This is a genomic window from Nocardia thailandica NBRC 100428 (assembly GCF_000308795.1).
GTDB lineage: Bacteria > Actinomycetota > Actinomycetes > Mycobacteriales > Mycobacteriaceae > Nocardia > Nocardia thailandica.
Window position 1 is genome coordinate 38,308 of the sequence record NZ_BAGK01000095.1, and the last position, 8,297, is coordinate 46,604.

An 8,297-nucleotide genomic window follows, 5' to 3' on the forward strand; every position below is an offset into this window, starting at 1 on the left:
GACTCATTGACGAAGTGTTGGGTTTTTGCAACACTTTCTTGTATGAGTCCGGTGAGGCGTGGGAAGAACCTTCCCATCTACAACCGCATCGCGGTGCTGCGGGCCGAGCGGCGGCTGAGCCGTGTCCAGCTGGCCGAGGCGATCGAGGTCAACCCGCAGACGGTCGGGGCGCTCGAGCGGGGCGACCACTATCCGAGTCTGGATCTGGCGCTGCGCATCTGCGAGGTGTTCGGGCTGCCGGTCGAGGCGGTGTTCTCACGGGAGGAGTTCGGGCCGCTGTCCACGGCGGTCTATCGCACCGGAGGGGAGAACCGATGACACACCCGAGTCTGCTCGAGCGGTATCAGGAGGGCCGGACGCGGCGGTTCCTGCGCCGGTCGGAGACGACCGCGCACCTGCTGCCCGGCTGGCGCACCCGGCGGCGCAGGCGGCTGCTGGTCCGGATCCTGGCCGGGGCGTTCGTGTCCATGGCCGTGGTCGCGGTGCTGACCGCCTGCGGTCTGGAGTGGGCGCCGCTGCTGTGGCTTCCGGTCTGCGTGGCGTTCTTCCCCGCGTGGATCATGCTGCAGATCGCGGGCGGCCGCCAGGCCGACGCGCCCTCGGGCACCCTCGACGAATGGGAGATCGAGCAGCGCAACGCCGCACGCTCGATCGGGCTGACGGTGACCCAGTCCCTCGGCATGATCCCGGCGCTGTGGCTGGTCTTCGCCGGCGCGCTCACCGGCCTGGACGCGATGCAGACCGCCTACGCGGGCGGGCTGATGGTGCTCACGGCGCTGCTCGTCGGCGGGTGCACCCCGGCCATGATCCTGGGCTGGAACCGGCCCGATCCCGAGCCGGAGGACCAGCGATGAGCACGGTCCTCGCCGACGACCTCCTCCTGCTGCTGCTCGACCCGGCCGGGCGCCCGCTGACCGACGGCACCCGGCTGCCGCGGGCGCTGGCCGGCGCGGTCCTGCTCGACCTCCTGCGGGCCGGGGCGATCCGGCTCGCGGAGCCGGGGGATCGGGTGGCACCGGGCCGCCTGGTCGTGCTGCGCGACCGCGTCGGCGACCCGCTCCTCGATGACGCGGCGGCGGCCCTCGGCGCGGGCGCGCCGAGGAAGCCGGGCGCTGCCATCGAGAAGCTGCAGAAAGGGTTGCGGCCCAGGGTGACCGAGCGGCTCGAGCGGGCCGGGCTGGTGCGGGTCGAGCGCGCGCGGCTGCTCGGCCTCGTCCCCCGCACCTCCCGCGTTCCCGCCGGCGCGCGCGCCGAGCTGCACGCCGCGCTGGTCCGCGTCCTCACCGACCGCGCGACCCCGGCGTCGGATCCGCGGGCCGTGGCCTCGATCGCTCTGCTGTCGGCGATCGGTGCCACCGCCAGCGTGTTCCCCGACCTCGACCGGCGCGCGGTGCAGCGGCGCGCGGCCGAGATCGGCGCGGGCGACTGGGCGTCGGGCGCGGTCCGGCAGGCCGTCCGGGCCATCGACGCCGCCCTGGTCGCCGCGGTCACCGTGAGCGCGGCGGGCGTCGCGGCGGCCTCGTAGCCGGAGGTGGACCACCCCCGGCCGGGTCCGGTTCAGGAGGTGAACGACGAACGGGCGCGGTGCTTGATGGCGTCGATGGCCGCGGCCCGGCGCAGCGTGTGATAGGCGACGGGGGTGTAGCGCAGGCGGTCGGGCAGGTATTTCGAGCCGAGCCGGACCGAGGTCCACAGGGCCTTGGCGGCGGCGGCCTCGCGCTCGGTCCACTCCAGGCCGAGGATCTCGCGGACGTTCGGAGGGAGCAGGCCGATGCTGAGCAGGTACTCCGAGCGGCCGATCAGCCTGCCGACCGGGGCCCACGGCCTGCGCAGCCCGCGCGGGAGGTGGCGCGGCACCGGGCCGGACTCGGTCATCAGGTTGCCGATGAGGTCCTGGGTGACCGGATGGTTGACCAGGGTGTTGGCGACCATGTCGTCGAAGTAGGTCCAGAACTCCGCCCGCGAGGACGGGAACGCGCTCTCGGGCACCTGGACGATGCGGGCCACCTTGGCGGTGTCCTCGAAGAGCGCATCCTGCTCGGCCTCGGTCAGCTCGCGTCCGAACAGGTGCGGCCACAGCCACACCGCGCCCGCGTAGCCGGTGGCGATGACCCAGCCGTACGGCGCGGGATTGAGCGCGCTGATGCGCTTGCCCTCGCCGTTCACCATCTGCAGCGGCTGGTGCAGGCGCCGCAGGCGGTACCCCTCCTCGATCGCGGCCGACTCGCCGTAGACCCAGAGGTTGACCGAGTCGATCGAGCGGATGGCACGCCCGAAGGGATCGCTGCCGTAGGTCGAGTACTTCCCGACGACGTCGCCGATGGTGGGGTGCATGGTCTGCAGCAGGAAGGCGACGCCGTTGGCGGGCAGATAGGCCCACAATCCGGCGGTCCGCGCGAGCAGGGAATCGGGGGAGACGAGGTCGAGGAAGTCGGTCTCGGTGGGAGCGTGGACAGCCGAGGTGGTCATCGCAGGCCGGCCTTTCACATCGTTGTGAACACACCGCGGGGCGCGGTGAGAGGTTCCTGTTAAATTTCTATCACCCCCGATGATAGAGAACAACAGGTTCTCTATCAATGTTCGCCGAGGGCGGCCGGTAGAATGCCGGATCGTGGCCGGTCCCGAGTCCCCCCTCGCCGAGATGCTGCACGCGCTCGATCCCTCCGACGCGAGCAACGAGCGCATCCTCGACGCCGCCCTGGCGTGCTTCACCGACGCGCGCGAGATCAAGGGCGTCACCATGAACGCGATCGCCGACCGCGCCGGGCTCGGCGTCGCCACGGTGTACCGGCGCTTCGCCCGCAAGGAACTGCTGGTCCAGGCCGTGCTGCTGCGCGAGGCCCGGCGCATGATCGACAACGTCGACGCCGCCGTCGCGCCCGCGCAGACGCTCGAGGACGAGGTGACCGAGGGATTCGTCGCCTTCGTCGGCGAACTGGGCCGCAGGCCCGTGCTGGCCGCGGTGTTCCGCAACGACTCCGACGCCCTGCCCATGCTGACCTCCGGCGGCGCGCCGCTGTTGCTGCTCGGCCGCACCTTCCTCGCCGGGCTGATCCGGCGCAGGCAGGAGATCGACGGCGACCGCAGCCTCGACGCCGAGATCGTCGCCGACATCTACGCCCGCCTGGCGCACTCCCTCGCGCTGACCCCGGAGGGCGCGATCCCGACCACCGACGACGCGGCCGTGCGCGCGTTCGCGCGCACCTACCTGACCCGGCTCACCGCGCGCTGACCGCGGTCGGCGCGGGCGCGGGACTCAGACCGCGCGCGCGTCCCAGCGCGGCGCCCGCCCGCCGAGGAGTTCCTCGGCGGGCAGCGCGCCGGACAGCACCGCCAGGGCGCGTTTCCAGCGGCGCAGCGCGGCCTCGCGCTCGCCGAGGCGGCCGGTCAGCATGGTGGTCATGGACAGGCCGGTGAGCATGTCGATGGTGTACTCGACGAACAGCTCGGTGCGCGGGTCGGAACGGTAGGGCTCGCCGAGCATCTCGGCGTAGGTGCGGCGGATCTCGGCGAACAGGCGCCGCTCCTCGATCAGCAGGTTGTCGCGCAGGTCGCCGTCGGTGCGGGCCGCGACCCACAGTTCCAGCGCGGTGAAGAAGGCCGGGCTGTTCAGGTCGCGCCAGGCCAGGTCGACCAGTGCCTGCAGGCGGTCCTGGTCGGGCGGGATGAGTTCGGCCTCGCGGCGGAAGCGCTCGATGCGGCTGTCGACCACGTGCGTGATCGCGGCGATGAGCAGTTCGGTGCGGGTCGGGAAGTGGTGCTGCAGGGTCCCGCGGGCCAGGCCGGTGCGGTCGAGCACCTCGCTGATGGTGGTCGCCGCGTACCCGCGCTCGAGCAGGCACTCGGCGGTGCTGTCGAGGATGAGCGTCCGGGTGGTCTCCCGGCGCTCCGCCTGCGTGCGACGGGGGCGTTGCATGGTCACCCTCAGAACCGTACGTGTCGCCGGTTTTACGGACAAGTCACCGGGCGGCACGGGGCGTTGTGACATATCCCGGATCGAAAACAGTACGCCATGCCGGTTTGTGTGGGCCGGGCCCGGCCGAGGGTGCGCCGGGCCCGGCCCCGGCGGCTAGGCGTGCGCCTTGCGCAGCTCGTGCTTGACGACCTTGCCGCCCGCGTTGCGCGGCAGCGCCTCGACCACGACCAGCGCCTTGGGGTGCTTGTAGCGGGCGAGGTTGGCGTTGAGGTGTTCCTCGAGGTCGGCCAGGCCGATCTCGCCCTCGCCCTCGACCGCGACGACGGCGACCGGGACCTCGCCCCACCGGTCGTCGGCGCGGCCGATCACCGCCGCCTCCCGGATGCGCGGGTGGGCGAACAGCACGTTCTCGACCTCGGCGCAGTAGATGTTCTCGCCGCCGGAGATGATCATGTCCTTCTTGCGGTCGACCACGTAGACGAAGCCCTCCTCGTCCACGCGGACCAGGTCGCCGGAGTGGAACCAGCCGCCGGCGAACGCGTCCGCGGTCGCGGCGGGGTTGTTCCAGTACTCGCGCATCATGGTCGGGCCGCGGTAGACGATCTCGCCGATCTCGCCGGGGGCGACGTCGTTCATCTCGTCGTCGACGATGCGGGTGGCGATGGTCGGGATCGGCTTGCCCACCGAGCCGAGCTTGCGGATGGCGTCCTCGCCGTCGAGCACGCAGGTGATCGGCGACATCTCGGTCTGGCCGAAGACCGCCACGTTCAGCGCGTTCGGGAAGGTCTCGGCCATCGCCCTCAGCACGGTGTCGGAGGCGGGCGCGGCACCCCAGCTGATCACCCGCAGGCGCAGATCCCGTTGCGGCACGGTCGGATCCGCGCACACGACCTGCCACTGCGCGGGCACGAGGAAGACCGAGGTGGCCTTCTCCCGCTCCCAGGCGTCGAGCACCTCGCCCGCGTCGAACGCCTTGAGCGGGTGGATGACCGTGAGCGCGCCGAGCTGGAAGCACGACGCGACGCTGCCGAGGCCCGCGATGTGGAACAGCGGCGAGGCGCAGAACGCGATGTCGTCGGTGCGGTACTGCATGGCCCGGATGCAGGTCAGCGCCTGGGCGTTCATGTTGATGTGGGTCAGCACCGCGCCCTTGGGGTTGCCGGTGGTGCCCGAGGTGTACATGATCAGCGACGCGGTGTCCTCGGGGATGTCGAGGGGCGCGAGCGGCGGGTTGTCCTCGGCGACGAGATCGTCGTAGCCCAGCACGTCGCCCTCGGTGGCGCCGCCGACCACCACGCAGTGGCGCAGCGCGTCGGTCTGCGCGCGCACCGCCGCGGTGAGCGGGGCGAGCGCGGCGTCGGTGATGATGGTCTCCGCGCCGCTGTCGCGCACCAGGAACACCAGTTCCGGCGGGGTGAGCCGGAAGTTGACCGGCACCGCGATCGCGCCGAGGGTGTTGATGGCGAACACCGACTCGATGTACTCGGCGTTGTTGAGCATCAGGATCATGACCCGATCGCCCGCGCCGACGCCGCGGCGGGCCAGCGCGGCCGCCAGCTTGCCGACGCGCTCGTGCAGTTCGCGCCAGGTGGTGGTCTTGCCGAGATAGCGCAGCGCGGGCGCGTCCGGGCGGGCGGTCGCGTGCAGGGCGACCTGGTTCATCCAATGATTGCGGCGCGAGGCGATCGGCTGTGCGGCAGTGGACATGGCGGTCGTCTCCTAGACGGTGTGGGGCTGGACCGGTTCGGGGGTGCCTGCGAACTTCGGGGCGCGACGGGTCAGCATCGCGGTCATGCCCTCGAAGAAGTCGGCGGAGGTGAGCAGCTCGGTCTGCCCGGTCTTCTCGCGGGCCAGGGCCGCGTCGATGCCGTCGAGCGTGGCCGCGTTGATGGCCGCCTTGGTCAGCTCGTAGGCGCGGCGCGGGCCGTTGGCCAGCTTGGTCGCCACGCCGGCGACGTGCGCGCCGAGCTCGGCGTCGGGCACGCTCTCGGTGATCAGGCCCGCCGCGGCGGCCTCGGTCGCGGGCAGGCGTTCGCCCAGCAGCGCCATGCGCGCCGCGCGGGCCCGTCCCATGGCCGCCGCGACGACCGCGGTGGCGCCGCCGTCGGGCATCAGTCCGATGTTGGTGAACGGCAGCAGCAGGTAGGTGCTCTCGGCCGCGTAGATCAGGTCGGCGGCCAGGGCGATGGAGGCGCCGACGCCGGCGGCCGGGCCGTTGACCTCGGCGATGACGGGCAGCGGCGAGTCCAGGATGGCGCGGATGAGCGCGTTGGCGGTGTCCATGACGACCTCGGGGGTCGCCTCGTTGCCGCCCGCCGCGCTGGCCGCGGCCAGGTCGGCGCCGGTGCAGAAGGCCTTGCCCGCGCCGGTGAGCACGATGACCCGCACCGACGGCCGGGTGACCGCGGCGGTGACGATGTCGGCGAGCTCGCCCATGGTGGTCAGGTCGATGGCGTTCATCCGGGCCTGGCGGTCGATGGTGACCCGCAGGACGCCGTTCTCCTCGGTGATCAGCACGCTCTCGCTCACGACGCCACCGCCTCGACCACGGCGCCGGCCAGCCGGCCGTTGATGAGGTCCTCGGCCTCGCGCACCATGCGCCCGATCAGCTCGGCGCAGGTGGGGATGTCGTGGATGAGGCCCTGGCACTGGCCGACGCTCCAGATCCCGGCGTCGACGTCGCCGTTCTCGTAGACCAGGCGCCCGCGCGCGCCCGCGACCAGCTCGCGCACGTCCTCGAAGCTGCCGCCGTTGCGCTCGATCTCCACGACCTGACGGCTGACCGCGTTGTCGGCGACCCGGGCGGTGTTGTTCATCGTGCGGAAGATGAGTTTGGTGTCCAGCTCGGAGTTGGCGACGATCTGCTCCTTGACGCGCTGCGCGATCGGCGACTCGGCGGTGCACAGGAACCGCGTACCCATGTTCACGCCGTCGGCGCCGAGCGCGAGGGCCGCGACGAGGCCCTGCGCGTCGGCGATGCCGCCGGAGGCGATCATGGGGATCTCCAGTTCCCGCGCGGCGGCGGGGATGAGGACGAGGCCGGGGGTGTCGTTCTCGCCCGGGTGCCCGGCGCATTCGAAACCGTCGATGCTCACCGCGTCCACGCCGACCTGCTGGGCCTTGAGCGCGTGCTTGACGCTGGTGCACTTGTGCACGACCTTGATGCCCGCGTCCTTGAGGTAGGGCAGGTGGGTGGCCGGGTTGCCGCCGGCGATCTCGACGATCTTCACCCCGCCGTCGATGATGGCCTGCCGGTATTCGGCGTAGGGCGGCGGCGTGATCGAGGGCAGGATGGTCAGGTTCACCCCGAACGGCTTGTCGGTGAGATCGCGGGTGCGGGCGATCTCCTCGCGTAGCGCGTCGGGGGTCGGCTGGGTCAGCCCCGTGAGGATGCCGAGCCCGCCGGCGTTGGAGACCGCGGCGGCGAGTTCGGCGCGGCCGACCCACATCATCCCGCCCTGCACGATCGGGTGCTCGATACCGAATGTCTCGGTGAATCGGGTGCGCAGCATCGCGCTCTCCCTTTCGGATCCGACGTTCTTCCCGGTCGCGGCGAAAAGCGGCGAAGCTCTTTGCAACCGGTGCGAATCGTGATTAACTTAACCAGAATCAAAATTAACTTAACGGCCCCGGGCGCAGGGTGTCAACAGATCGTCGCCGGGGCCCCGGATCGGCGCCCCGTGGATCAGCGGGCGCCGCACCATCACGTCCTCTGCACTTCGAAGGATGGTCACAGATGACCGAAACTCCCACGACAGAAACCACTTCCCGGTCCACTCTCGCCACCGCCAACCCCGCGACGGGCGAGCCGGTCGGGAGCTGGGCGGTCGACGGCCCCGAGCAGGTCGCCGCCGTCGTGGCCCGGGCGCGCCGCGCGGCGCGGACCTGGGAAGACCTCGGGTTCACCGGCCGCAAGCGCGCCCTGCTCCGCTGGGCCGGCAGAATCGTGGCCGACATCGACGAGTTCCGCGCGCTGGTCTCCGCCGAGAACGGCAAGCCGCTCGACGACGCGGAGGTCGAGATCCTGACCGCCGTCGAGCACCTGGCCTGGGCCGCCAAGAACGCGGGAAAGGTGCTGAAGACCGAGAAGGTCTGGCCCGGCGCGATGCTGTCCAACCATCAGGCCGTCATCGAGCACCGCCCGCACGGCGTCGTCGGCGTGATCGGCCCGTGGAACTACCCCGTCTACACCCCCAACGGGTCCATCGCCTACGCGCTGGCCGCGGGCAACACCGTCGTGTTCAAGCCCAGCGAGCTGACCACCGCCATCGGCCACTGGTACGTCGAGTCCTTCGCGCGGGCCAACCCCGAGCTGCCGACGGGCATCCTCGCCGTGGTCAGCGGCTACGGCGACACCGGCCGCGCGCTGGTCGAGTCCGAC

10 protein-coding genes are annotated in these 8,297 nt (G+C 71.5%); 5 read left to right on the plus strand and 5 right to left on the minus strand.

The window, feature by feature from the left end:
- The first annotated feature begins 42 nt into the window (after nucleotides 1–42).
- Genes ON36_RS09890 through ON36_RS09900 form a run of 3 tightly spaced genes read left to right on the plus strand, consistent with a single transcriptional unit; the run spans nucleotide 43 to nucleotide 1,525 of the window.
- Nucleotides 43–318: a helix-turn-helix transcriptional regulator gene (locus ON36_RS09890; RefSeq protein WP_043650664.1), complete on the plus strand. Its 276-nt coding sequence runs from the start codon at nucleotides 43–45 to the stop codon at nucleotides 316–318.
- Nucleotides 315–854, plus strand: coding sequence for a hypothetical protein (locus ON36_RS09895; RefSeq protein WP_043650666.1), 540 nt, complete (start codon nucleotides 315–317; stop codon nucleotides 852–854). Before ON36_RS09890 ends, ON36_RS09895 begins: the two co-directional genes overlap by 4 nt.
- On the plus strand, nucleotides 851–1,525 hold the full coding sequence (locus ON36_RS09900) for a GOLPH3/VPS74 family protein (protein WP_043650668.1): 675 nt from the start codon (nucleotides 851–853) through the stop codon (nucleotides 1,523–1,525). Before ON36_RS09895 ends, ON36_RS09900 begins: the two co-directional genes overlap by 4 nt.
- 32 nt (nucleotides 1,526–1,557) lie before the next feature.
- Here the strand turns inward: ON36_RS09900 and ON36_RS09905 are convergent, their stop codons facing one another.
- A complete protein-coding gene (locus ON36_RS09905; protein ID WP_052313821.1) occupies nucleotides 1,558–2,469 on the minus strand; it encodes an oxygenase MpaB family protein in 912 nt (303 codons plus the stop codon).
- A 142-nt stretch (nucleotides 2,470–2,611) separates the two neighbouring features.
- Between ON36_RS09905 and ON36_RS09910 the strand changes: the two genes are divergently transcribed.
- Nucleotides 2,612–3,232, plus strand: coding sequence for a TetR/AcrR family transcriptional regulator (locus tag ON36_RS09910; RefSeq protein WP_218001184.1), 621 nt, complete (start codon nucleotides 2,612–2,614; stop codon nucleotides 3,230–3,232).
- A 24-nt stretch (nucleotides 3,233–3,256) separates the two neighbouring features.
- Here the strand turns inward: ON36_RS09910 and ON36_RS09915 are convergent, their stop codons facing one another.
- From ON36_RS09915 to ON36_RS09930, 4 genes are all read right to left on the minus strand, one after another.
- A complete protein-coding gene (locus ON36_RS09915) occupies nucleotides 3,257–3,916 on the minus strand; it encodes a TetR/AcrR family transcriptional regulator (protein WP_052313823.1) in 660 nt (219 codons plus the stop codon).
- A 153-nt stretch (nucleotides 3,917–4,069) separates the two neighbouring features.
- Nucleotides 4,070–5,623 (minus strand): fatty-acid--CoA ligase FadD5, encoded by a 1,554-nt coding sequence (gene fadD5 / locus ON36_RS09920; protein ID WP_043650670.1) that lies wholly within the window; start codon nucleotides 5,621–5,623, stop codon nucleotides 4,070–4,072.
- 12 nt (nucleotides 5,624–5,635) lie between these two features.
- Nucleotides 5,636–6,445: an enoyl-CoA hydratase-related protein gene (locus tag ON36_RS09925; protein ID WP_043650672.1), complete on the minus strand. Its 810-nt coding sequence runs from the start codon at nucleotides 6,443–6,445 to the stop codon at nucleotides 5,636–5,638.
- Nucleotides 6,442–7,428, minus strand: a complete 987-nt coding sequence (locus ON36_RS09930; RefSeq protein WP_043650673.1) for an NAD(P)H-dependent flavin oxidoreductase — start codon at nucleotides 7,426–7,428, stop codon at nucleotides 6,442–6,444. Before ON36_RS09930 ends, ON36_RS09925 begins: the two co-directional genes overlap by 4 nt.
- A 224-nt stretch (nucleotides 7,429–7,652) precedes the next feature.
- On the opposite strand from ON36_RS09930, the gene ON36_RS09935 reads away from it, so the two are divergent.
- Nucleotides 7,653–8,297: aldehyde dehydrogenase family protein (locus ON36_RS09935; protein ID WP_043650674.1), on the plus strand; the 645-nt coding region annotated here is incomplete at its 3' end.